The sequence below is a fragment of the Nordella sp. HKS 07 genome (assembly GCF_011046735.1).
In the GTDB taxonomy this organism is placed as follows: Bacteria; Pseudomonadota; Alphaproteobacteria; order Rhizobiales; family Aestuariivirgaceae; genus Taklimakanibacter.
Genome location: NZ_CP049258.1, coordinates 5,728,711 through 5,751,866 on the forward strand (window position 1 = coordinate 5,728,711; position 23,156 = coordinate 5,751,866).

20 protein-coding genes and 2 pseudogenes are annotated in these 23,156 nt (G+C 56.6%); 11 read left to right on the forward strand and 11 right to left on the reverse strand.

The annotated features are described in order from the left end of the window. Positions 1-608: 608 nt before the first annotated feature. A complete protein-coding gene (locus G5V57_RS26970; RefSeq protein WP_165171171.1) occupies positions 609-1,556 on the forward strand; it encodes a hypothetical protein in 948 nt (315 codons plus the stop codon). Positions 1,557-1,886: 330 nt separating this feature from the next. On the opposite strand, the pseudogene G5V57_RS26975 reads toward G5V57_RS26970, so the two are convergent. The 3 genes and pseudogenes from G5V57_RS26975 to G5V57_RS26985 form a co-directional block, all read right to left on the reverse strand. After that, positions 1,887-2,724: pseudogene (locus G5V57_RS26975) on the reverse strand (transposase); the annotation flags it as partial. A gap of 66 nt (positions 2,725-2,790) precedes the next feature. After that, on the reverse strand, positions 2,791-3,246 hold the full coding sequence (locus G5V57_RS26980) for a hypothetical protein (protein ID WP_165171173.1): 456 nt from the start codon (positions 3,244-3,246) through the stop codon (positions 2,791-2,793). 409 nt (positions 3,247-3,655) lie between these two features. Next, positions 3,656-4,144 carry a hypothetical protein gene (locus G5V57_RS26985; protein WP_165171175.1) on the reverse strand — a complete coding sequence of 163 codons (489 nt, stop codon included), beginning with the start codon at positions 4,142-4,144 and terminating at the stop codon, positions 3,656-3,658. 98 nt (positions 4,145-4,242) lie between these two features. Here G5V57_RS26985 and G5V57_RS26990 point away from each other — a divergent pair, with 98 nt between their 5' ends. After that, positions 4,243-5,481 carry a hypothetical protein gene (locus G5V57_RS26990; RefSeq protein WP_165171177.1) on the forward strand — a complete coding sequence of 413 codons (1,239 nt, stop codon included), beginning with the start codon at positions 4,243-4,245 and terminating at the stop codon, positions 5,479-5,481. A 2,077-nt stretch (positions 5,482-7,558) separates the two neighbouring features. On the opposite strand, the gene G5V57_RS26995 is transcribed toward G5V57_RS26990, so the two are convergent. The 5 genes and pseudogenes from G5V57_RS26995 to G5V57_RS27015 form a co-directional block, all read right to left on the reverse strand. Continuing rightward, complete coding sequence (locus tag G5V57_RS26995; protein ID WP_165171179.1) at positions 7,559-7,816, reverse strand: helix-turn-helix domain-containing protein; 258 nt, start codon at positions 7,814-7,816, stop codon at positions 7,559-7,561. Positions 7,817-8,256: 440 nt separating this feature from the next. Next, positions 8,257-8,847 (reverse strand): hypothetical protein, encoded by a 591-nt coding sequence (locus G5V57_RS27000; protein WP_165171181.1) that lies wholly within the window; start codon positions 8,845-8,847, stop codon positions 8,257-8,259. A 104-nt stretch (positions 8,848-8,951) separates the two neighbouring features. Then, a pseudogene (locus tag G5V57_RS27005) lies at positions 8,952-9,394 on the reverse strand (cupin domain-containing protein). Between the two features lie 10 nt (positions 9,395-9,404). Further along, positions 9,405-9,794, reverse strand: coding sequence for an isochorismatase family protein (locus G5V57_RS27010; protein ID WP_246737388.1), 390 nt, complete (start codon positions 9,792-9,794; stop codon positions 9,405-9,407). A gap of 384 nt (positions 9,795-10,178) precedes the next feature. Beyond that, on the reverse strand, positions 10,179-10,679 hold the full coding sequence (locus G5V57_RS27015) for a hypothetical protein (RefSeq protein ID WP_165171183.1): 501 nt from the start codon (positions 10,677-10,679) through the stop codon (positions 10,179-10,181). Between the two features lie 29 nt (positions 10,680-10,708). On the opposite strand from G5V57_RS27015, the gene G5V57_RS27020 reads away from it, so the two are divergent. Continuing rightward, a complete protein-coding gene (locus G5V57_RS27020; RefSeq protein ID WP_165171185.1) occupies positions 10,709-10,948 on the forward strand; it encodes a hypothetical protein in 240 nt (79 codons plus the stop codon). A 258-nt stretch (positions 10,949-11,206) separates the two neighbouring features. Here G5V57_RS27020 and G5V57_RS35435 read toward each other — a convergent pair whose 3' ends face one another. After that, on the reverse strand, positions 11,207-11,566 hold the full coding sequence (locus tag G5V57_RS35435) for a Rap1a/Tai family immunity protein (protein ID WP_371744642.1): 360 nt from the start codon (positions 11,564-11,566) through the stop codon (positions 11,207-11,209). 1,384 nt (positions 11,567-12,950) lie between these two features. Between G5V57_RS35435 and G5V57_RS27030 the strand changes: the two genes are divergently transcribed. Continuing rightward, on the forward strand, positions 12,951-13,886 hold the full coding sequence (locus G5V57_RS27030) for a DUF763 domain-containing protein (protein WP_165171189.1): 936 nt from the start codon (positions 12,951-12,953) through the stop codon (positions 13,884-13,886). A gap of 159 nt (positions 13,887-14,045) precedes the next feature. Here the strand turns inward: G5V57_RS27030 and G5V57_RS27035 are convergent, their stop codons facing one another. Further along, positions 14,046-14,324: a hypothetical protein gene (locus G5V57_RS27035; protein WP_165170195.1), complete on the reverse strand. Its 279-nt coding sequence runs from the start codon at positions 14,322-14,324 to the stop codon at positions 14,046-14,048. A 1,482-nt stretch (positions 14,325-15,806) separates the two neighbouring features. On the opposite strand from G5V57_RS27035, the gene G5V57_RS27040 reads away from it, so the two are divergent. The 3 genes from G5V57_RS27040 to G5V57_RS27050 all read left to right on the forward strand — a co-directional run bounded on the left by G5V57_RS27040 (position 15,807) and on the right by G5V57_RS27050 (position 17,289). Continuing rightward, the gene (locus tag G5V57_RS27040; protein ID WP_165171191.1) at positions 15,807-16,250 is read left to right on the forward strand and encodes an Hsp20 family protein; all 444 of its coding nucleotides are present in this window, start codon (positions 15,807-15,809) and stop codon (positions 16,248-16,250) included. Positions 16,251-16,274: 24 nt separating this feature from the next. After that, positions 16,275-16,589, forward strand: a complete 315-nt coding sequence (locus tag G5V57_RS27045) for a hypothetical protein (protein ID WP_165171193.1) — start codon at positions 16,275-16,277, stop codon at positions 16,587-16,589. Positions 16,590-17,082: 493 nt separating this feature from the next. Continuing rightward, positions 17,083-17,289 carry a DUF6496 domain-containing protein gene (locus tag G5V57_RS27050; protein ID WP_165171195.1) on the forward strand — a complete coding sequence of 69 codons (207 nt, stop codon included), beginning with the start codon at positions 17,083-17,085 and terminating at the stop codon, positions 17,287-17,289. 535 nt (positions 17,290-17,824) lie between these two features. Here the strand turns inward: G5V57_RS27050 and G5V57_RS27055 are convergent. Further along, on the reverse strand, positions 17,825-18,016 hold the full coding sequence (locus G5V57_RS27055) for a YhjD/YihY/BrkB family envelope integrity protein (protein WP_256378604.1): 192 nt from the start codon (positions 18,014-18,016) through the stop codon (positions 17,825-17,827). A gap of 485 nt (positions 18,017-18,501) precedes the next feature. On the opposite strand from G5V57_RS27055, the gene G5V57_RS27060 reads away from it, so the two are divergent. The 4 genes from G5V57_RS27060 to G5V57_RS27075 all read left to right on the forward strand — a co-directional run bounded on the left by G5V57_RS27060 (position 18,502) and on the right by G5V57_RS27075 (position 23,121). Beyond that, on the forward strand, positions 18,502-19,611 hold the full coding sequence (locus G5V57_RS27060) for a glycosyltransferase family 4 protein (RefSeq protein WP_165171199.1): 1,110 nt from the start codon (positions 18,502-18,504) through the stop codon (positions 19,609-19,611). 15 nt (positions 19,612-19,626) lie between these two features. Beyond that, complete coding sequence (locus tag G5V57_RS27065; protein ID WP_165171201.1) at positions 19,627-21,807, forward strand: amylo-alpha-1,6-glucosidase; 2,181 nt, start codon at positions 19,627-19,629, stop codon at positions 21,805-21,807. Between the two features lie 34 nt (positions 21,808-21,841). After that, on the forward strand, positions 21,842-22,405 hold the full coding sequence (locus tag G5V57_RS27070) for an alpha-ketoglutarate-dependent dioxygenase AlkB (RefSeq protein ID WP_165171203.1): 564 nt from the start codon (positions 21,842-21,844) through the stop codon (positions 22,403-22,405). Between the two features lie 476 nt (positions 22,406-22,881). Next, positions 22,882-23,121 (forward strand): hypothetical protein, encoded by a 240-nt coding sequence (locus G5V57_RS27075; protein ID WP_165171205.1) that lies wholly within the window; start codon positions 22,882-22,884, stop codon positions 23,119-23,121. The last annotated feature ends 35 nt before the right edge of the window (positions 23,122-23,156 follow it).

The window sequence follows — 23,156 nt, forward strand, 5'->3', positions numbered from 1 at the left end:
CCGCGTTGACTTCAGCCGAATAGCAGACGCAACTATCTTGATCCGGTGGACGACGCGGCGGTTCAACTCGGTCTATCCATAGAGAAACGTTGGGCAAAACAACATTCGCAGAGAATGCGGAGCCGGTTATTCAATCGGCTCGTCCAATTGGTTCAACCCTTGAAAGTCACCTCAAAGTCAATCTCAATTCACTCGAAAACGTCGAGAGGTCAGGCTGCGTCTCATCTCTGGAGAGATACATAAGAGGAGAGACCGATACAACCTGGCGCTGCTTTTGGGCTGCCTGCACGTGTCGGTCCGAGAACCATGCCTTTGCAAGTGGACCGAAAGAGCAGCTTTCGCTCATAAGCGCGATGCGCAGCCGATAGCGCCCCAAATTGCGTCAGGTCGCCTCTGATCGGATCCGATCGCAAGTAGCAATTCCCTTGCTTTCTACATTCTCGCGAGCCGGGGCGTTTCCCTGCGAGGCGAGGTCTCAATTACTGACCCCAGGCAATATTCATAGAGGCGAAGGCGGATAGCACCTGCAGAGGCCGCTCGATCGACGCTATATCGGCCAGAAGGAACGAGGGAGCCATCCCTCGCACCGTTACACATAAGGAGACCACATGCTTGAAGCCGATCGCCTGAGACAGTCGTTGCGGTGCGCTTCGCACATAAGGCGGGAACTGCTCGAAAATGAAAAAGAACTCGTCCCACTGAAGTGGTTTGATTACCGTTTCGACACACCGCTGGACGCCACAGTGAAGTTCGCGGAAGCTTACGCTCTAGTCTACAAGGACAAATGGGCGGAGTCGTTTGATCGTGATGAAGCTAAAAGAAAGCGGGCGATCGTTGCGGGAGGCATTACGAATAACCGCAGAGAATTGTCCAGCTTCTGGCGAGTTCGCCAGATAGCAGACCTGATCGGAGTTCAGTATGACTCCTTTGTTCGAGCGGCGATGACTTGGCACCTTAGATCTCAATGGAAACGCCTTCCTCGACCAAATCAGCTTGTTTGCGAGGTCAAGGGCCAGTCGGTTGTCGAACATGTCCGCGCTTCCTGGGCCGCATCGGGAGAAAGTTTCCGATACTCACGCTTACCGCAATACCGGGAGGAGAATTTCGTGGGTCTCCCAGCACAGCTCGCTCATCGAGAACATGTCATCCAGCAGATTAACGATCGGGTCAGGCCCGTCGAGCTCATCGGCCGGATGGTGTTTGGCGAACGGGTATTGTCGCATGACTTGGCAATTTCGTCTTTCGGGTATGACATTGTCGAGGAGGCTAAACGGGACTTTTGTCGAACGACCGAGCCGGTGGTCAAGCTATCAACCGCCCAGTTCCGCCCAGCCTGCTATATGGTCCCGTATGCCTTTGACGAGTCCAGTTCTATGTGTGCTGACTGCCAGATTAAGCAGAGGTGCAAGGCCGCTGCCCGAGCGACCGACAAACATATCGCCTCTCGCCATGGGAGCCTGGATCCAGTAACGGCCAGGGAGAGACAGCTAAACCGTGAGCGGGTAGCCCGTTACCGGGCGAAGAAGAGGGGATCCAGCGTTAGTATGTCGGTCTGAGCGGCTCTCGCCGGTTATCCGGAGGGTGTAATGGTTTCCAAGATCTCTCAACTTGTAAGTATTATATATATTATTGGAAGCCATTACACTTAGACTCTCCGGGCGTGTGACCCGGATACTTCAGAGGAGCTATCTCCGGCCCGTGATAGACGTGTCTACTCACTAAATTCTATTCTTTGCCAGCCACCGGGGGAACTCGACCAAGAAAACAGCCGGCACTGGGTCAAGCCTCTCGCATGCTCTTCTCCATCGGTAGTCATATCTACTAAGGCTAAGTTTCTTGGCAGACACTCGCCAATTGTAAACGGTCGACCGTGAACAATCTGCCTTTTAGGCTGGGAACGGCCTGTTTGCGCCGATAAGCAAGATCCCGAGCAGGCGCACAATCATCCTCAGCCAGTTGAGCAGGAGGCTGAAGTTGTAGCCGGCGGCGGCGAGGATGGCGTTGATGGCGTCGCCTCGTGTTCCGGCGAGATAGTTGCGACCCATGCGGTGTTCGTTCTTGATGTGGCCGATAACCGGCTCGACGGCGGCACGCCGCTTCATCTCGCGCTTGATAGAGGGCGTCATCCGGCGCTTCTGGCCTGACGTGAAGACCCTGAACCTGTGCGAGAGCGGCGCATTGTGGCCCGGGTATCCGGCATCGGCGAGAAGGCGCTCGATGCCGTTGCCTATGGTCTTCTCCATGTTCGGTATGATCTCGGCCAAGGTATGGCCGTCATAGGGATTGCCGGGCAGCGCCTTGGCATGCAGCGCGAACTGGCCGCCCTTTGAGCGCTTGAGCGTGGTGGCGATCGACACCTTGACACCGAACTCGTAGGGGCCGATGCGCCTTGCCCTTGCCGATGCATTCCACTTCCGGCGCATGCAGGCTGCAGACCTTCCTGCCGCGCTGGTTCTGCCTCTGCTCGATAACCCGGTTGGCCAGGTAGAGGAGCCGCCGGAAGATGCCCTGAAGCTCGTCCTCGCCGGCAATCTGCTGGCCGATGTCGCGGATGGTGCGGCCGAGATAGGTCTTGAGCGTGCGCAGCGCCTTGCCGGCCCGCTTGAACTGCTTGGCGTGGGCGTAGCGCTGATACTTGACCAGCGCCAGCTTGCCCACCCGCGTATAGCTCTGGCGCAGGTCGAGGCCGACCTTCTTGGCCAAGCTCACCAGCTTATCGAAAGCCCAAGAGCAAGCCACCACTGCAAATAGTCTTAGGCAGGCAGCGGATCTCTGCGGGTGACGATTTGGTCAGCTGTCGTCAGCATTTCGAATCAGGTTGGCCACCTTGGCCTTTTCAAGCGCAGCGCGAAAAGCGATGTTCGACAGTGCTCTCAGGCATGCAAATTTCTCCTCTGACATCCATGGAACAGTTGGATCGTCCATGAGAACGAGCTCTGCCCCGTCCTCAAAATCACCCTCTTCAAATGCCCTCTGTGCCTCCAGTAAGTCGTCCTCATCCTCCGACCATACTGAATGCACTTCGAATCCAGGAAGTTCCTGCGGTGACAGCAACGTTGCACCTTCAGCGTATTGAGAGACAACCACGAGGCCTAAGTGATCGTGATGTCCAACAACCTCAATAGTGTTTGGCATGGTCTTGTCGACCCGACAGCTCAAAAACCTTATGCTCTGATAGAAATCGGGAAGCTGTTCTAAGGTAATTTTAGAACAGTAGGTGTATGTCCAATCGTCGGAGATGTGCATGAGGCTTGACCTTTGCTGGGGTTATGTTGAACTGCATGAGATATAGCGAAATGACGAGCGGATGCAGACTAGGCGCTTCTAGAGGTCCAAGTTTTGGCTCAGCCACCGCCTGACAACATTCGACCGCGCGTGCTACTCGCTCGCCCCTTCGTGAAGGGCTTGGTGGTGAGCTAAGCCTGAAATGCCTCGGCGGTAGGGAGGCACAACAGCGCCAAGGCCAGCCCCGAGACGAGCCCCTTGCTGTCAGCAAAAACGTTTACAGCGCCCTGGTCCTATCAGCATTTTGGCGGGCGAACACCCGTGCTTGCGGTCACCTCAACCCGTCTGTGGCATCCTGCTCGAAGCCATGCAGTTTCACCATTTCCGATAGATAGGAAGTGGCATAGGTGTGCGGTGCGTCGCCCGGCCACTATTTCGAGTGCTTGGCCAACCAAGCCGGTAGCTTGTCCAAGAACGCTTGTTTCGGTGGCTGGCGACGCGTGTAGGCGCCCAACCAGGTAGGATCGAGCCGGCTGAAACCCAGTTCCTCGCAAACGTCTGCCGGCTTCAGACGCCGCCTATCCATAATGTCTTGGATGTCTGAACGAACCGACTTTAACAGGAGACCGTCGGTTCCGACCAGCGGGTGAATGCCGGTCCGCGGAGTTGGCAAGGGTCTCTTCGAGATCACCGAGAGAAGCCAGTTGAGAAACTGCTTCTTCTCAGCGGGCGTTGCCCTAAGAAAGTCGCTCTTGAGTCTTGCGAGCCGGGACTGCTCTTTCACTATCCCGGCAGCGATCGCAGCTGCCCGCACCGATGGATATTTCCCCGCCAGGAGGTCGTCATAGATCTTGGGCGCCTCCTTGGAGAGCCTCTTTTTTCGGTAGGCGCTGTCTCGCTTCTGTTTGACATTCGACATGACGCGCATCGTAGACACGTCTACGAAGAATGGCAATTACCGTAGACACGTTTACGATTAAGTCAATATTGACTAACGTCGAGCGCTATATAGGTGACATGGCACTGACTATCCCCATAATCACCCGAAAATCGCTGACTGACCTTGAGCCACTCACCTATCGTGCGAAATATCTCGCCGGGTGCCAGCGAAGGCTCGATGGTCGCTGGCTTTTGCAACCGGACATTGATCTATCCAAGTTCACTTGCCGCGCTGTCATTGATTGGGTGGAGATCAATTTTGAGACCGTTTTGCCTACACGCATTTTGGAGCTTAGGAGGCTTATGGCGCCTGTTTTTGGAGGTAGAAAGCCGTATTGTGTCCCGATGCAAGACTCCGATACAACCCTGCCTCGCCTAGAGCGGTTCCGCAGGAAGTCTCATTTGTTTGTCCTGCGTGTCCAGGAGCCGGACTTTGCCCAGATCGCAGCGGCCCTGATTGCGATCGCCAGAAGGTATCAGTTGAGCGCTGATCCTCGGATCCCTGCGATTGAAGTCAGTATTGATTTCACTCCGAAGACGCCATGTGACCGGGACAGGTTGGCCATGGTGTTGGTCTTGGGCCGGCACCTGCTGCCAACCGCGCACGACGTTATCAGTTGCAAAGCCGACAGGGAGCGGTTCTCTTGGGGAGATAAGAAGTTCGATACGGTATCCTTCGGAACAGACCAAGAGAGGATCAATCGGGATGTTTTACCACTCTCCATAGCAGGCGATCAGGCGCCTTTTGCGGACGCCACCCTTTACCTCGGAGCCCAAAGCGGTCCGGTTATGTGGAGAATAATGGACAAGGTCATAGACCGACAGAACCGGGGAAAGGGGACGGCCATAGTCCTCCCACCCGAGGAGCGACGCGCCAGGATCGAGGTCCAGCTTAGTGGCGAGTCGATGGATGAGTTTAGCTTTGACGAATTTTCAAAACTGAGGACATTTCGATTCGAACGTTTGAGCCGATTCTTCCGATTTGAATTGACCACCTTCGAGGAAAGTGCTCCTCCAAAGCCTAGCGAGCCCCGAGCATGGGCCTCGAAGCGGCGGTGGGAAAAGTTTGCATTGACTGGCGTGCCGGGGTTGCTCGCGATGGACGAGGCTAAGCGCAAGGAGAGGGAGAGAGCACGATCGGCCCTTGTGAAGGCTAAGATTCCGACTCGCGATCGAGTGAGAGTAGGGAAGGGTGGTAAAGGCACTTTTGTGTCATATAAGGATTTGAACAAGGCCGTAGATACTGCCCTGCGCCACCTTTCGGAGAGAGTAAGACGGCAGGTGAAGCTTGGAACTTCTTCGCCCACGAGTTGCTGATGAGTCAAAGCGAACATGGAAGAGCAGATGAGGTGCTCCATTCTTTTGGATTGGTGAGAACCGGGGAACTCTCACTTCAAGTGCTAGGGCGGGTTGAAGGTGCATTGACTAGTTATTAGATCGATACAAGCAAAAGACGCGATTTTCCTTTGATAACAGCCATTCCTAAGTGGCCAGCGCCTTCTCTTAGGTGGAAAAAAGTTGCCAAGTTGACACAGCGTAATGCGTGTGTTTTGAATGCGCGTGCGCTATGTCCAACCTCGCATCTTCAATCGCTCTAAGGGCGAATAGGAGAAGTCATTTTCAAGAGCTTCGTCAATGCCGCCTTAAGTGTCGGAGTCATCGTGGGAACTTCCCCGTGCGTTAAGGAGCGCACAACGTCCAGGAATGCCCATTCGTTCGTGGTCAGCACATCGCGGAAAATCGCACGAACGGTTCGTTCATGCTCGGGCCAATAGTCAGCCAGAGCGGTTCTGAAAAGCAAGCCAGGGTCGATCCGGAGAGTCTCCGCGAGTGCAGGAACCCTGTCCAAGGGAAGCCGCGCCTTACCGTGTTTGATCATTGACAGCATGTTCGGACGGTCGAATCCGGCTTTTCTTGCTATTTCGCTCTGCGTGATCTCACTCGCAAGAGATTCGATCGCACGCTTGATTAGCTTCGATGTCGCAGTTGTCACTAGTCACCTCTAGATGAAATGTCTCAAGTGACAATTTTATAGCTGTCAAAGTATGGGACAGATTTGGGAGATGTATGGATTTAAAGTTCGCTATTCGATCGAAGCCGGTACTGGTCTACTTCCCATAGGCGCCGTTTGAGCAGCCAGCAATTTAGGCCGTCCTGCGTGTTAGCCTAGTTTCGACGCCTAGAATGGTCACGACTTATCGCTTTGAAACTTTGCGTTTGCGGCAATATCTAACGGGTCTCGGAGACGACTTATGTGGCGGGTGCCTGCCGAATATGGATACCCACAGTCTGAAACCCTCGAGCAAGAGCTGCTTCCTCGTTATGCCCCGGTACGCCGCAGCTAAATCAATCGCACGCTTCTCGGCAGGCAAGATTTTCATATTGCAATCTTTTCTTGGTTTGCCGGCGTCATAGACGACGGTACGTCGGAGACGGCCTTTCATCTGCGGTGTTCTCCTTCTTTGATTATCAGTCGACTTCATCTCGGGCCTCACGATGTTCGTAATGGCTGAGACTCGTCATAATACTGCAACTCGAAGTTGCGCGCAAGTTATTGATATAAAGCCGAAATAGCTAAATAGCGATTTCGCTAAATCGCCATAGGATTGTCATAGCCGCCTGATGATGAATTCGTACCGGTGATACTATATTCTGTTGTTCTCCAGAACCGCATATGCCGTGGTAACCGCGATTAGACACGGCTCAGTATCTCGGGACCCGCGGAATGTATGGATGGAAGTCCTAGAAAAAACCGTCGCAAGCGAACGGGATGGCTCGGGTGTCCATAACGCAGAAATGCCTGACCTTGACCAATATTGACGGCGTGCATTGCATCTTGCGGTCTCCAGCGGTTATCGGTCTGTGACCATCGATCGTAACTCAGACCCAGCGGTCGTTTCCAATACCCTAGTTCATGTGCTTGAGACAGCTTGCGAAGTCTGATCCAATGCTAGGCGTTTCCCGGTTCGACCACGCGATGATCAATTGACTCGACCAATGCTTCATTCTCGGCGCGAACAGCGCTGGTGCCGATGCAGCACCGCGGGGAGCTGAAGATACACTGGCCGCCTGGCACGCTGATGCTAAGGTGGCGAGCGTTGTTACCTCTCGTGAGGGGAGGTCTGGCCTTCCCGGAGAGACCATCGGAAATAGACCGTCCGTTCGCTCAACTTCACAATGAGAAGCCGTCGAAGTGCACGTTCTCAATGGCTTCCTTCATTGCCTCTGTAGCCGAATCGTGGATGTAAATTGCTCCGAACGATGGGTCGTGAATTCCAGAGCCGGAAGGTTCGAGTATTGTCGATAGCGACTCTTTTCTTGCTAGTGAGAAGAAACCAACGCGAAATATACTGAGGGTAGGGTTGTTTCTCGATTTTCCCCGGCGCTGGCAGGATCACGCTGGACGTCCTAGGCGATCGAGAAAGCCAAGCAGCATATCAATCGAGAAGTTGCTGATATTGCCATTCATCAAGTCGGAGATGCGGGGCTGATCGGTCTTGAGGTGCTTGGCAGCCTCGGCCTGGGTCCAGCCCTTCTCCTTGAGCTTTTTCTGCACCATTATTAGGACCTTCGACTTGCACTCCATCGCCGCGGCGGCGATTGGGTCCTTCTCAATCGCATACCAGACACTCCCACGAGTGATATGTGCCATGGCTTAAGCCTTTCTCAATTTGGCTGCGTGAACTATTGTCCCTTGTAATGGGCCTTGCCAGCATTGATACTTTTTTGTGGCGCCGTTTGGGCATGGGTCATCATTGCACCGACCAAAAGTGGCGATGACATCCAAGAAATCGCCCCGGCGAGTTTCCGCTTCTCTCCAGTTCCCAGACGAGATCATCCGTCCACTCATCCTGCCACTGAAGATAGGACGGGGACTAGCCTTTGGACTTGGGCTTTGGAGTGCCACCAGGACCTGACGGATTAGTGCGACCAGCACTTGAGTGATTCTTCTCTGAGTCGCTATTCTGAACTTTGGCACCGAAATAGAAACCAATGATGGTTGAAAGTGCGTAAGTTAGAATCCGTAGTTGGCCGCTTATGGCGGGGCATCGGTGATTGGCGGACACAGCGTCCTCAAAAAGCTGTCATCGCCTATGTTTGAGGGACAAAACCCGGAACAGGAGCGCCTAGCGAGAGGTCGGATACGCGTCTCAGGCATGATGCACTTGTGGCCTTCACCTGGCTGGCAAATCCCCTGACGAGGAACGACACGGAATCGACCTGCGCAGCCGCATCTGCCGTATCATTCATCAATAGCCCGAATACAAAGCTTAAGCCATTTGGGGCGCTAGCCACCCCGTGCCAGTCGATTGATGTTTCATCTCGCCGTAGCCGAGCGCTCGCCGCAGTACGTGGGACACCGGGAGTGGTATCTAAAAATGGCTGCCAGTTGGTGCCGTCATAGTACTCCAAATGCACTCCGTTAGGCTGACTCGAGCTGGACATCGGAACTAGCCAGCGTTCGATGCTCCCAGCCTTTGTTGGAGAGATTTCTATTTCGATCGTAGGTTCTACGAATTTTAACCCAGTACTGGCACCCAACCGCTCGACCGGGAGGAGATCGACCTGAAGTTCATGCGATGCACTCGGATAAACGACTTGGTCAGACTGAACGACAACCAGTCTGCCAATCGTCAACAACCCTTCCATGCAACCAGCTTCCTCGATCAAAATCGTGACCATGGCAACCCTCGAATGCTGGAAAAGAACGAGCAATACGCCTGCGGAAACAACTTGGCCAGCAGCTTCGTCATTGGCCCGATCGTCCCAGGGAGCATAGCAACCCGCTAATCAGTGGCTATTCCAGCGGGATTCACTTGGTCAGGACTACAAGCGGCTTGCTTTTTATCGACGATATACGTAGCGAGCTCCGAACCATTGGCACTGCCGACGTTCTTCGCCCCGTGCTTCACTCCCGCCGGAATGAACAAGACGTCGCCGGCCTTGAGGATCGTCGCACCTTTGCCCTCGACATGATACTCCCATTCCCCTTCGAGTGCATAGATGATCTCTTCCCGGGATGTGAGTGCAGTGGGAACGTCACTGCTGGGTCAAGATCGACGCGCACTTGGATCATCTCGCGTCCGGGAACGCTGAGATCGTGTCGTTGGGGGCCAGTGCGGTTGACTCCCTCATCCTGCGCTGATGCCGAGTGCATTGCCCAGCCGCTCGCGACGACGAGCACGGCTATCGGGATGTTTCCGGTTGCATTTATACCTATCGCTTTCATGTGAATCTCCTTACTCGAGTTGACTCAGATCACTCCGCTGACGGTTCGCCTTGCTCACACTTCGGACGCCGAGTGCGGTGATAAGCTCATCGGTTGTAGTGATAGCGGGGGCGTAAGTAGGTCCGTTGATCGCGTGCGCAGCGCGCATCGCTTCAGCATTGAAGTCGGCTATGGCATCTTTGACCAAGGTGACATCGTAGCCGAGCTCCATCGCGAAGCGTCCGGTCGCATCTATGCAAGTATGGGCGATCATGCCGATAACAATCATGCGCCGGATGCCGAACTGCGTCGGCCGCCGCTCGTGGTTCACATCGTCGATGACGAACTTTACATGACCAGGCTTTGCGAAGCGCTTTGGCCTCGCGCGCGCATCACGCGGGCTGCGCCGCGCCGCTAGCACCCCTCGGGCCTCGGCTCAATGGCAGGGCTATGTCCGAATTTCAAGTCTGCTCGATCTCACTGGGCTCTATATAGCCGCGGTCTATGCACCATTCCGTAATGGCATCGCGAAGTGCCTGAGAACTAGTGCGCCAGGAGGAGGGACCTCAGCGGCGTAGCGTTTAAGTGCTCTAAAAAGTGGGGGCGAAAGCGGAGTCATCACAAGCTCTAGTTCCATCATGCTCCAATTCCCTTTGCCTGTGTTTGGTGAGTATCACCCGGTTTGAAGTCGTTCGACGACATCAGTTCCCAATGGGACAATCAATTTCGAGCCAGCGTTTGGTCCAACTAGGTCGGTAATGACAGAAAATGAGGTGGATCATTCCATCCCCGGCCGCTGGGCTCTCTAGTGGGTCGTCCTCTCGCCTTTCTTGGTGACCTTGGTCAGGCCCAATATGAGCTGATCGCTTGCCTCAGGGTCCAAAAGGAAGGAACGGAAAGTCTGGCCACTCCCGACTGCGAAGCAGATGAAGAGGCGCGTAGGATCTTCTCCGGTCTCCCGTCCGACCAACGCCGTAGAGACGTTCTCGAGCTGGCCTACAAACTTCAGCTGAGCACCTGAAGGCACTGCATCGGGCATCCGGATCCATTGGAGGTCACCCACCAGCCGAGCCACCTCTCTTGGCATATTGATTGTGATTAGCCCGTCTGTGGTGGTGGCTTTGATCACAATCAAGGTGCCATTTTCGGTGAGCTCTAGGCTCACGGCACCGGTTATGAAAGAATCCATTGGATTACCCTCTGCTTGGTGGAGTTTGGTAAGCCAGAAATCAATGAAAACGGGCCAAATTTGTTCCAAAGGTAAGTACCAGGGCCTCAGGCCGCAACCTTCGGGATCTGCTCCCAAGTTCCATTTCGTGCTAACCTGCAAGGGTTATGGACAAGGACGCCTTTTTACGCTGTCTCGAAGAGGCCAGACATCGAGCTGACCACGAAGAGATGTTGATCGAGGCTCAAAAGCGGATTGTTGCCACGCTCACAGCCGCGAGAACCGATACTAAAGAAGCTCTGATCGTCCTCGATGCTTACGAGCGATCCCATGACCTCCACCTGGCAGAGATTGAAAAACTGCTGGATGTGCTCGACAAGCTTCCACCCAGCGAAGGCAAGGTCTAACCGCCAGAACTCCTCAACTGTAGAAAATGGCGCCGATAACGATGAGTAGGCACACGCTGAACATGAAGATGTCCTTTATCTTCAGGTTCGCGAGCCAGCCCTGGCCGTCCTCGGACTCGCCAAGCTAGCCTAAGCCCGTCCAGAGGCGCGCAGGGGGGAGGAAGGAAGCGACAGTGAAGCCACGTGAGCTGCCGCGGGATGCGACCTTTTGCTGCTTCTCACCAGGGGACGAGCGCGGCGCGACCCCGCGTGCCCCTATCAGTCCGTCCCGAAGTGGGTGGGGCACGGCCACTTTCTCTTGAGCGCCCTCAAAGCAACGGAAGCAGCTGAGCTTGCGCGAGCTTGTGGTTGTACCTCCAACTCCTTCAAGACAACTTTTCGGAGCTTCTCCACCTTTGCTTTTGGAGGGAGGCAGATCGCCAATTTTTGTGTGGCAATGAGCGCTGCCTCATTTGCTGTATCAACAACTGCGGCAAGATAGGACGCACAGCGAGGGCCTGACCGACTGCACTCGGTATAAAGCTTGTTGCTGTTCCACATGCTTTTTGCTGCAGCGGGTGGTGCCAGCGTCAGACACACGAGCACCCCAAAAGCGGCGACTGTCCTAACCCACGACATTGAGATGTCCCCGTGCGACAGAGTTCCACCGAAGGAGCATCGACGCAAACGCGTCTACTTGGGGTGTAACCCTCAGTGAGCGTTCACTGACCCGTCCCGTCACGCGGCGGCCCCGCGTCGAACCTATCTACGTAGGATAGCTCTCCGAGCGAGAGTACCATCATTCCTATGCCGGCGAGTGGGGGATACATCAAATTCAGAAGTTGACTGATCAGCCACAAAGTCACGAGCAGCCAAATGGCCAAGAGAAACAGAAAGAGCACTCTTTGCCAGTCGAAAGCATCCGGCGTGTCCTCCGCGTCATGCTGAGAGTTCGAATGCATTGCCTACCTTGGCCCTATTCCGATCGAGTTCAGCTCAGAACGCTCGGCGTACAGGCATCGCGAACTGAGCGAGGAGTTTGTTGTAAGCAGCCACCGGAATCGGCAGATGGAGCTCTAATCCATCCTCTAAGACAAAACGGATTTGCGTTGGTCGTCCGCCTGCTGGAAGGGCTAAGCCTAGATAGCCTACAACAGCAGGTATCACGAGCGGACCATCGCCAGATAGTTGAACGCGCATTGCCATCGCTGTCTCCCAACTGGTGGCGACATTCGACCAGCAAACCACCTATGCGGCAATATATCTTTCGATATCGAGCATTGAGCTAGCGCCGGCTTTAGTCCGCCAAATCAACAGTAGATCTCTACCGCTTCCCGCGCACATCGGTCGCGGGCACCCTCTGTATGAGTGGTGCCTGAAGAAGGGCCGGACAGTAGCTGCCACGGTTTGCCATCACAACGATCCATCACTGAAGCATAAGCAAGAGACTTTCTTCGCTGGTCCATGCACCAGCCTGTGCAAGTGCTGCCACGACGGCCAGGCTCAACAGATCGAGGTACGAGGCTATTTGACTGAGGTACGCACTGATGGATGGCCCAGCGGACGGCGCGACACCCGGCGAACGCTGAATGGCCCGGGGGGCCGTCAAAAGTCTGGAAGGCCTTTTAAGCGGACCCGCGCCCCCCTTGCATTCGGAGAATTTTTTTCACGCGTGATTAAATCGCAGAACTGGCCGGAATATCAGGTCGAGCTCCGCGCGCTCTTCGCGCTGAAATCCTGAGAAAACGCTCGTACCCCATTCCGCAGAGCAGGTCGGCGGCTGCTCGGCGTCGAAAGTACAGTGAACAGGAGGAAAGTTTACATGACGACTGACTGACGGTCCGCCAATTTGCCCGAGGCTTATGTCAAGGTCCGAAATGCGTGGCAATGAGTGCGAACCAGAACATTCAGGGAGCCAACGCCACTGAAGTGCGCCGAAGCGGGAACTTTCGTCGGACAAATATTGCGGCGCAGCTTCGGCGTGTCTATTTATGCGTATGATGATCTCCGATCGCGAGTTCCTATGGTGAGGCGTAGCGGTAGTGCCGATTTACCGCTCCATGGCGGGCACGTGCCGTCATGGCTGGCTGATCGCATGGCGGTCTTGGGCAGCGTAATTTGCCAGGCGATTGTCCACCATTATGGCCGCGACGAGTTTCTCAGGCGGCTTTCGCACCCATTCTGGTTTCAATCCTTCGGCGCCCTCATGGGGATGGACTGGCATTCCTCGGGCATCACGACCAGTGTTATCGGCGCTCTAAAGCGCGGCCTTGCCCCGCTCGGACGGGAACTCGGCATTCACGTCTGCGGTGGCCGCGGTCGGCATTCCCGAAAGACGCCGGAGGAACTGACGATGCTGGGCGACCAACTAGGTCTCGACGCCGCGGCGCTCACGCGTGCAAGCCGGCTCGTGGCGAAAGTGGACAGCGCGGCCGTCCAGGACGGCTTCGATCTTTACCTGCACGGCTTCTTTGTGACGGATGAGGGGCTGTGGACCGTCGTTCAACAAGGAATGAACGGCGACAAGCGCCAAGCCCGCCGCTATCATTGGCACTCGCAGGGTCTGGTGAGCTTCGTCGATCAACCACACACCGCGATCGATGGTCCCGCGCAGGGTGAGATCATCAACCTTACCGACCAGCGCGCCGAACGGTCGCGTAGCGCCCAGGTCGATCTTCTTGCCGTTTGGGGACCGGACCGCATCATCGATGAATGGCGCACCTTGAACCATGCGGCAGAGGACGAGCAGCCGATATTGCCGCATCTCGTCATGCCGGCCCATCATGATGTTCGCTCCAGCATGATTTGCGGAAACTTAAACTCCCCGCACTGCCAAGTCACGATGGTTGAGACCACCCAAACCGCCTGTGCGCAGTGGCTGCTTGTTCTGGAGGAGAAAGACCGAGCAGCTAGTGACATCAGGGTATACTGCTTTCCATTGCTCCCAGACAAACACTAGTCATTTCGTGATCTTCCTCGCCGCGAACGCGAACACTCGATTCTCTCGGCTAATCCTGCTTACTCGTCCCCCCTGGCCACGATCTTGATCATGTCGGCTGGCGAGGCCTAACTGAAGCTAGAAAGGCCTCCCCTAAGGGAGGCCTTGGTAGTACGGCGCTTAGTTGCCGCCGCCGCTGCCCGAATCCTGGCCGCCACCGCTGCCCTCGCCGGGTGTTGGAGTTGGCGTTCCACCGCCGCCCTCACCGCCACCCCCGATGCCGCTGTCACCGCCAGAGCCACGGCCGTCGGGCGCGCCGCCGTTGCTGCCACGGCCATCAGGGGCTCCGCCACTGTTGATGCCGCTGTCACCGCCAGGTCCACGGCCATCGGCGAGAGCGGGCTGAATCGCTGCGAACAATGCCAATACCGCTGCACCGGCGAGAATAGTCTTCTTCATAGCTTCTCCTCTGTCAGATGATTTTCTGACTCAGTGAGCCGTCCCACAACCGCAAGTGTGCGAAACAATGCAGCGAAAATACGACAGGTTGTATCATTCGTTGGAACTTGCAGAATAACGCCGCGTCAAAACTGAAACAAGTTCCAGCTACTTGCCGCTACGTCCAAGCAGCGCAAGCCGCAATTGCCAAGAGAGCATACCGCTGAGCGCTCACTATATTCGAAACATACCGAGCGTTTTGCATTTGGGGACAGAACATGCCCCGCTTCTACGTCACTAAAACCTGGGATAACTGGCCCGAGTGCGCAAGCTTCGGGACGATAGTCGAGGAGACTGCGAAGAAGCAGACCGGCTGACCCTCAAGGAGATGGCTGATAGCCGGGCCGATAGTCATGACGATGAGGATCTCGGCAAATCCCGACCATTGGCTCGAGTCCGAGGCTCGCAACTGGCACACGGTTGATTGCTTCGACTTGGATGAATTTATCGGGAGGGAGAGAAAGAAATGAGCCGCGCTTTTATGTCGCCCAACGGTCGTCCGATCATCGGGGGCGCCCATTTGACATGCAGTGCAAACGACGCCTGCGGGGGCTTCCGGTGCATGAAGATTGCATGCACCCGGACATCCGCCAATGTCATAGGTTAGGTGCGGTTAATTGCCATAACTAGACCGAAACGAACACCCTCCGCGTCCCCTTGCAGTCCGTGCAGATCCTCGTCACCCCGTCCCGTCTCGGTGATGCGGCCATAGGCCTGATCCGTCACATTCCAGGCAGCGAAATCCGGCCAGCTTTTCCCTCGATGATCTCGACCTAGCGCGCGACCGGCGTCTCACCATTCTCGCGGGCGTAGGACGGTTATTTTAGCTTTCATCGCCGACGCCAACTCCCCACGTAGAGTGGCCCGCCAGGGACTGGGTAGCAGCGAAGTGATCACCTGACGGGCCTTGGGCTGCCTGCCGGGGAGACAGGCCACAAGCAACGAAATGCAATGTTAAAATGTTCCGTTCGTTGGATGCGGCGGCTATTTCGACAATGTAGGGCGCCCGCCGGACTGGGAGGCAATCCGTAGCCCGACGGGCTAGATGGCCATGAATTGAGCGCAATCATGGCCATCTTCGTAATGCGGATGGTCGTTAAATGGTTCCGGGTCTGCAGTTGAGTGCGAAGCCCGTCGGTGCTTAGGGTTTGGGGGTAAGCTTGCCGACGGCCACGTGGTGGGAGCGCTGCCGGATTCGGACCCGGGAACCTAAAATGTCGCACATCGTTCGCCGCGCGCCAATGTCATAGATTAAATGGGGCCTCTGGCCGTCGTTCACGGAAGGAACTCACGATAAAATTTTTGCGAAGGAGATCTTGAAGGTCCCTGTGGTCGAACTAGATCAAATTTCGCCGGATCAATTGGGTATTAGGTTCCGGTGCGGGCACCGGCGGACGTCTGGTGCGCTGCTCGTACCCATGTTGCTCAATGGAGGATATGGCTATGCGCAACTACGACCTATCGACTTTCTCGCGTTCGAGCGTGGGCTTTGAACCCTTTTTCAGTCTTCTGAGCGGCGCTCACAACCGCCTCGAGTCAGAGGGAAATTTTCCTCCCTATGACATCATTCGGAAAGACGAGACGAATTATGTTATCCGCCTCGCTGTCGCGGGCTTCGCCCCGCGCGACATCAATATCACTACTCAGCAAAACCTCTTGACCGTTGCTGGCCGGAAAGAGCCGGAGCAGGGGCACCACTACCTGCATGAAGGTATCACGAGCAACGATTTCGAGCGTCAGTTCAGCCTGGCCGACAAAGGCGAAGTGACGAATGCCAATTATGAGAACGGTATTCTCGAAATTGAGCTGCATAAGGAGATCCCTGAGGCAGCGAAGCCGCGCAAAATCTCCATAAAAGGGGGCGGCGCACACAAGCTCCTTTCGTGAGGTGGCGCCATGCGAGGAATGAAGATGGCAAGGAAAATCCCTTGCGAGCTCAATCTTGATGGCGTCCTGCGACCTGCGGACGCCTTCATGCACCCTAATGAGGTTGCGTGCGACCCTGATCTTTCGATCAACGAGAAGCGGGCAATTCTTGCTTCCTGGGCCTCTGACGCCAGCGCCGTCGAATCTGTTCCCGAACTTCGCAGGGCGCCGGCCGGCACGACCGTGACATTCGATGAAATCATGGACGCGCTCAGAGAGCTGGATGAACAGGCCCGGCAGGGTCTCAAGCGAACGCCGGCCTATCGAAGGTGGGTGAGGCAGAGCGACCTACGGAGCTAACCCCACCGAGGGTCCGCTCACCGCCCTCGGGCGGCTCTCGGAGAGCCTGCCGCAGAGCACCACAGCGGCGGCAGGCTCACTTAATTCACAGAAGCAATTTCCCGATGAAACTGCACCACGTATTGCTACGGCATGCTGCGACGCTTGCCAGCAGTCAGACCGTGCGTAGGGTCGAAATCTACGCCGAAATTGGCCGGCGCCGAGCCTATCCGCTCACCGATAGGGATGTGGAGGAAATCGCAGCACTGGAAGCGGACGCGGAAAATTGCCGCCAGGCGCTGCGTCGGTTCGGCACTTTCCGCCCAGACAACGATCCGACATGCTTCTATTGTTGGATTGTAAGGGGCGAGCCCTCACCACTATCGGAGGGGGCGCGGCCAGAGCTGCATCGCTGCTCGAAGTGCGATGCTCAATGGGCTTGTGTTTCCAGACAGGAACCGAACTGTGCAAATTAGCGTTGCCAGATCACCGTCAACCTCCGATCAGGTGAGACATGGCACGCAAGACTTCGAAGAGCGCCTCCAAGGACGTGAAACGGGCGATGCATAAGCGCAAGGAGGGCACGCTAAAGAGTGGCCGAAGCGGAAAGACAGTGAAGAGCCGAAAGCAGGCCATTGCCATCGGGCTGTCGGAAGCGCGCCAGAAAGGCAAGAAGATCGCCCCCAAGAAACGCTCAAAAACGAAGACCTCTCGCAAGTAGACCCTTCGCGTCTGTTATCACGGTTGCCCGCATATGCGAGGCCCAGTCTGTTTCCGACGGAATTGAGGGAAACCGGCTCCTTTAGAAAGGGGCGCGCACTTGCTTCAAAAATGCTCCCTCGGATTGAGGTTGGCTTGCCGTCCAGCACTGCATCATGTCACCATCAATCAGAGGCGGCAGAACGGAGTACAATGGGCATTCAGCGGTGGCCCGCCAGGTTTGCATCCGAGGACCAGAGAGGAAGCCTTGGCCTGACGGGCCGTGCTGAGCATGAACAAAATCGCCCACGAGCTGAAAGGTTCCCAATTCGCGCTGTAGTATCATCAAATTCAGGGGGGTGGACGGCCCCAGGTCGACGTTAGCGTGTGCCCTATGAGCAACGCATTAGCAATCCAGCGGAGCGCTGGCGTTGCCTATGACCTCGCTTAGTGAGAATAGCCGCCTACGTACTCAAGGCGGCCCTTGCTCCCCATTCGTCGGCATAAGCCCGGACATACTCAGCGCCAAAAAGAACGATTTGAAATGTATAATAGACTCAGATGAGGATGGCCACGATCGAACCAGCCGCGCCATACGTGGATTCAAGGCCCCTGTCGTAGAAGCTGATCAGGAATCGACCAACTTCAAACAGGGCGGCGGTTAACAGCGCGCCAGGTAGAATGTCGCTCCAGCTTGTGCTCGCATCTGGCAGCCATTTGAACATTGCGGAAAATATCGCAGCGGACACCGCAAGGGTGGTCGGTTGCTAAGAAAATTCTGCTACGGCGCAGATCCAATCTGCTGACGAGACTGAGAAGGACGCATGCGGATGCTTAGCAGACCACGCGCGACAATCAATTCGGTAGTGGAAACAATGTTCTGCGGTTGCTGGTGTTCTAGATACTATTTCAAAGTTGAAGCGCGTGCCGCCGCGGGCCGGAAGGCGCCATATCGGGAAGCGGGGCACTTGTCAGTGGCCCGCCAGGGCTGGGCATAGCGAAGTGATCTCCTGGCGGGCCTAGGGGCTACCTGCCGCGTGGCAGGCAACAGGCAACGAGGAGCCGCTTCGGTTGTTCCGTCCGCGGCAGATTGGGGCCACGAAAGTCGTCATTTTCGCTGACCCCAGCCCTATCGGGAAGTCCACGGTATTACAAAGACCTGTGCTGATTTAATAGGAACAACGGGCTGATCTAATCGTTGGAGATCCGTACTGAGCTATAGCTGAGATTGACCGTGAAGATTGCGCAAGTTGCACCTTTAATGGAAAGCGTACCGCCCAAGCTCTATGGCGGCACCGAGCGTATCGTGTTCTACCTCACCGAGGAACTGATTCGGCAAGGCCACGAGGTCACGTTGTTTGCGTCCGGCGATTCGCGAACAAGTGCGACACTCGTAGCGGGGAGCAGAATGGCCTTGCGCCTCAGCGAGGATCGCCAGGATCCATTATTGCAGCATCTTTTGATGCTCGAGAAATTGCGCGACCGGTACGAGGATTTCGACGTCATCCATTTTCATATGGATCTTCTGCAATTTCCGTTCCTACGAAGTCTGAACTGCCCATCGGTTACCACACTACACGGTCGCCTCGACGGACCGGGTATTTCTCCCTTCTATCGCGAATTCAACGAAGCCCAGCTCGTCACCATCTCCCGGTCTCAGCGTCGTAGCCTCCCAGATGAAGCTCAGGCATCTCTCGTTTATCACGGTCTGCCGCAGGATTTACTTCATTATGGCAAAGGGCAAGGTGGCTACCTCGCTTTCCTCGGCCGCATTTCCCCGGAGAAAGGGCCGGCAGATGCGATCGCCATCGCCCTAGCGGCAGGCCTTCCGCTCAAAATCGCTGCAAAGATCGACAAGGTGGACGCGGACTTTTGGCGTGACGTTGTCAAGCCGTTGGTCGATAAGAATGCGAGCATTGAGTTTGTTGGAGAGATTTCGGAACGCGAGAAGGGAGAGTTCCTCGGCAATGCGTCAGCTCTTCTCTTTCCCATCGACTGGCCGGAGCCTTTTGGCCTGGTCATGATCGAAGCCATGGCATGCGGAACGCCGATCATCGCCTATCCGATGGGATCGGTACCGGAGATCGTCGAGGAAGGGCGATCCGGTTACATCGTAGGCAGCCGGGAGGCCGCGGTTGCCGCCGTGGAAAGGCTGGATGAGATCGACCGCCGCGTCGTCCGGCAGTGTTTCGATCATCGTTTCACGGCGACGCGCATGAGCGCGGATTATCTGAAGCTCTATGCTAAGCTGACCCGGCCCAAAGGTGTGAACGGACATGTCTATGGACCGCCTCTCGCCGTGGCCGACCGCCGCCCGGATCTGCGATCAGAGCTGGCTCTGTAATTGCCAGGGACCCTGATGCTGCAGGATCGCAAATACCCGCGCGCGGGAGGCGACGAGCAATTCCAGGTCAGCGCCTTTTTTTCGCTGCAGGAACGGCGTCCGCGCATTCTCAAGCGGGACGATACTTTCGCCGTCATCGATCCCAATGGCGACCTTCTTTCCGGCTTCGGCAGTTCGGACGGGATCTACTACCGCGACACGCGATATCTCTCCCATTACGAACTGCTGATCGGCGGCGTGCGGCCCATCCTCTTGTCGTCGTCTCTTACGGACGATAGCTCCATGCTGGTCTCGGATCTCGCCAATCCCGACATCTTCGCCGAGCAGAAGCTCGTGCTTCGGCACGATTCAATTCATATCCGGCGCTCCAAGTTCCTGCAGGACGGAGTTTGTCACGAGCGCGTCGTCGTCCGCAATTTCGCCGATGTCGTGATAGCGCTTCCGATCGAGTTTCGCTTCCAGGCGGATTTTGCCGACATCTTCGAAGTGCGCGGTCTCGAGCGGCCGCGCCGGGGCGCCTTTCTCGATCCGGTCCTGGACGGCGGCAGCGTAGTGCTTTCCTATAATGGCCTCGACGGACGGCGCCTCACCACGACACTGATACTGGACCCCGTTCCAGACACGCTCGAGGGCAATCACGCCATATTTATCCTGCCCTGCGCGCCGCGCGAGCACCGCATCATCTTCGTGACCATGTCCTGCGTCGGCATTCCGCCACCACCGCCGCGTGAGAATTATCTGCGCTCGCTGGTCGCCATCCGCCGGCAGAACAGAGCCGAAAGACCACGTTCGGCCACAATCGACTCGTCGAACGAAATTTTCAACGAGGCGATCCGGCGGGCTCAGTGCGATATCGAGATGCTGACTTCGCACACGCCGCACGGCCCCTATGTCTATGCGGGCATTCCGTGGTTCAGCACGGTCTTCGGACGTGACGCGCTCATCACGGCGCTCCTGACCTTGTGGAGCAATCCGGTGCTGGCGCGCGGGGTCCTGTCCTATCTGGCGGCACACCAGGCGGTGGATGAGAATCCTTTGAGTGACGCAGAGCCCGGCAAGATTCTTCATGAAATCAGGAATGGCGAGATGGCCCTCCTGGGCGAGGTTCCCTTCCGCCGCTATTACGGCAGCGTCGATTCCACCTTGCTTTTCGTCATCCTGGCCGGGGCTTATTGCGAGGCGACGGCGGACATGGACTTCACCCGCCAGATCTGGACCAATGTGGAGCGGGCCATGAGCTGGGCCGCGACCTATGGCGATATCGATGGCGACGGCTTCATCGAGTATCGCCGCAAGAGTGAAGGCGGACTTGTCAATCAAGGCTGGAAGGACAGTCACGATTCCATCTTCCATCGGGACGGTGCAATCGCCGAGCCGCCCATCGCGCTGTGCGAAGTGCAGGCTTATTATTATGGCGCGCTTCTGGCCGCTGCAGCGATGGCGGGGCGTCTCGGCCATGCGGAAGCCGCCGCGACGCATCGACAAAAGGCGACCGGGCTCAGACGCAACTTCAATGAAGCGTTCTGGTGCGAGGAGCTTGATACCTTCGCGCTCGCGCTGGATGGAAAGAAGAGGCGGTGTGCCGTCCGCTCTTCAAATGCCGGGCATGCGCTGTTGACAGGCCTCGCCGATTTCGAGCTGGCGCGGCGGACGGCGAGGACCTTGATGGATGCAAGCTCGATGTCGGGATGGGGCATCCGCACGATCGCTACGACGGAGCTGCGCTACAACCCGATGTCCTATCACAATGGATCGGTGTGGCCGCATGACAATGCGCTCATCGCCCTGGGTTTCGCGCGCTACGGCTACAAATCGCAAGTCGTGCGCATATTCGAAGGCTTGTTCAGCGCCGCCTCCTATATCGATCTGCGCCGCCTGCCGGAATTGTTCTGCGGCTTTCCGCGCCGGCCGGCCCGCGGTCCGACCTTCTATCCGGTCGCCTGTTCGCCGCAGGCCTGGGCGGCCGCCTCTCTCCTCAGCCTCGTGCAGTCATCGCTCGGGCTCGATATCGATCCCGAAACGCGCGAAATAAGGCTTGAGCGGCCGATCTTGCCGCAGTTCCTCGACGAGATCACCTTGTGTCGCGTCCAGGCGGGTGGTGGTCTTCTCGATCTCACCTTGCGCCGCGCCGGTCAGGAGGTCGCGGCCAATGCCGTCCACCGCGCTGGCGGCGCCCGTCTGGTCCTGAAAAGCTGAAACACCGGAAAGAAGTCTTGAACTGGCAGAAACGTTGAATCTCTTCCCGCCTGCCGAGGGCGCGCCGCCGGGATTTCGCTATGAGGAAGACTTCATTTCGCGCGAAGAGGAGCAGCAGCTCATCGCTCACATCCGCGAGCTTCCGTTGCAGCCTTTCCAGTTCGGCGCGTATGAGGGAAAAAGGCGCGTCGTTTCCTTTGGTTCCCGCTACGATTATACGCGGCACGCCGTGAAGGACGCCCTGCCGCCGCCCGATTGGACGCTGAGCATCATCGCAAGAGTCGAGCAATTCGGGGGACCGGGCTCAGCGCCGATCCGCCAAGTCCTCTGCACCGAGTATGAGGAGGGCGTGGGAATAGGCTGGCATCGCGACAAGGCTCATTATGGCGACGTGTTCGGCCTGTCACTCGCGTCGGAATGCACATTCCGCTTTCGCCGCGCCGCGGGTAAAGGATGGCAGCGCTTTCATCTCGATGTCGAGCCGCGCTCCCTCTATATGATGAGCGACGAATCCCGACATGTCTGGGAACATAGCATCCCGCCCGTCGCCAGCATTCGCTTCTCGATGACGTTCAGGACACTGGCGGCAGGCAATTGAAACGAAGGCCGGACCCCGCCGGCTCTTAGCATGTGGCGAAAAGGCCGCGGAAAAATTCGCCCAAAATGGGTCTTTTTAGCTCCTTGCCCGTTGTCTCGGATAGGTGAACCACATGCACTCGGAACCGCAATCTAATATGCACGTGTATATCGCCCTTGGCGCGATGGTGATGATCTGCGTCGCAATTCTCATCGGATTGGCAGCCGCCATAGCCTAGGATGCAACTACGGTCGGACGGAGCACTATGCCTGTGCTGTGCGTCGGGATCATGGGCGTTGTTGCGCGGACTTGTAAGAGGGCAACTCTCTCTAAAGGCTTACGCTTCCACGCTTCGTCTGTTGTTAACCAGCCAGAGCCCTTCCATGTGGCGTCTCAGCATCGTTTCGGCGGCGTCGCGATCAGCTGTTCCCTGGTGAACTTTCCTCCGCGACAGGAGCGTCTGCCATACGAAATCGACAAGCCCTAGCGAGGGGCGAATGAGCAAGTCATTACTTCTGGAACAGTTTGCTAAGGCCCACCAAAAAGCGGAGGCGGCCCATCTTGAAACAATCCTTAAGAGCGACACAGTCACTAGGCTGGCCACCAACGGGCGCGATTCGACAGAGGCCGAGCGGCGATTGTCGCTTGCGAAGATGGCCGATCAAAAGCATCTTGCGGAGATCTACTGGGTACTCAACCAGCTAGAACAAATCGGAGCAAAAGCTGACAACGGCTAATGGCCGACGTCGCCACGCGGGATAGGGCGGCGAGC